This is a genomic window from Micromonospora sp. NPDC048169 (genome assembly GCF_040652815.1).
In the GTDB taxonomy this organism is placed as follows: Bacteria; Actinomycetota; Actinomycetes; order Mycobacteriales; family Micromonosporaceae; genus Micromonospora.
On record NZ_JBEZMS010000086.1, the window covers coordinates 1 to 1,040 of the forward strand.

The following is a 1,040-nucleotide window of genomic DNA, read 5'->3' on the forward strand; positions in this document are numbered from 1 at the left end:
CGGCGACGGTCCCTATCTCCAGGTCAGGGATCTGCGGGTGCGGTTCGACACCGAGGACGGTGTGGTGCGGGCCGTGGACGGTGTGTCGTTCGCGGTGGAGCGGGGTCGGACGTTGGGGATCGTGGGTGAGTCCGGTTCGGGTAAGAGTGTGACGTCGCTGGCGGTTCTGGGTTTGCACGACGTGAAGCGGGCGGCCGTGTCGGGGGAGATCTGGGTGGGTGGGCGTCAGCTCGTGGGGTTGGGTGAGGAGGAGGTGCGGCGGCTGCGGGGCCGGGACATGGCGATGATTTTTCAGGATCCGTTGTCGGCGTTGCATCCGTACTACTCGGTGGGTAGGCAGATCGCTGAGGCGTTCCGGGTGCATCATCCGAGGGCCGGCAGACGCGAGGCCCGGTCGCGGGCGGTGGACATGTTGGGTCGGGTGGGGATTCCGCAGCCGGCGCGGCGGTTCGATCAGTATCCGCATGAGTTTTCGGGTGGGATGCGGCAGCGGGCGATGATCGCGATGGCGTTGGTGAATGATCCGGATCTGTTGATCGCGGATGAGCCGACGACGGCGTTGGATGTGACGGTGCAGGCGCAGATCCTGGATCTGCTTGCGGATTTGCAGGGGGAGTTCCGGTCGGCGATCGTGTTGATCACGCATGACCTGGGTGTGGTGTCTCAGGTGGCTGATGACGTGTTGGTGATGTACGCGGGCCGGGCGGTGGAGCACGGGAGTGTGGGGCGGGTGTTGCGGTCGCCGCAGCATCCGTACACGTGGGGGTTGTTGTCGAGTGTGCCGTCGTTGCACGGTGACGCGGACGCGGATCTGCTGCCGATTCCGGGTAACCCGCCGTCGTTGATCAATCTGCCGTCGGGGTGTGCGTTCCACCCGCGCTGCCGGTGGGCTGGGGTGAACGGCGACCGGTCCCGCACCGAGGTGCCCGAGCTGCGGGAGGCAGGCGAGGTGGGGCACCTGGTGGCGTGTCACCTGCCGGTCGCCGCGCGGGAGCGGATCTACCGCGACGAGGTCGCCCAGGTGGGAGTGGCCCGATGAG

The 1,040-nt window shown here is 67.3% G+C and carries 1 protein-coding gene; it reads left to right on the forward strand.

From position 1 onward, the window contains the following. Positions 1–1,039, forward strand: a 1,039-nt coding sequence (locus tag AB0D28_RS29910; RefSeq protein ID WP_357391268.1) for an ABC transporter ATP-binding protein, incomplete at its 5' end; no start/stop codon positions are given. Between the last annotated feature and the right edge of the window lies 1 nt (position 1,040).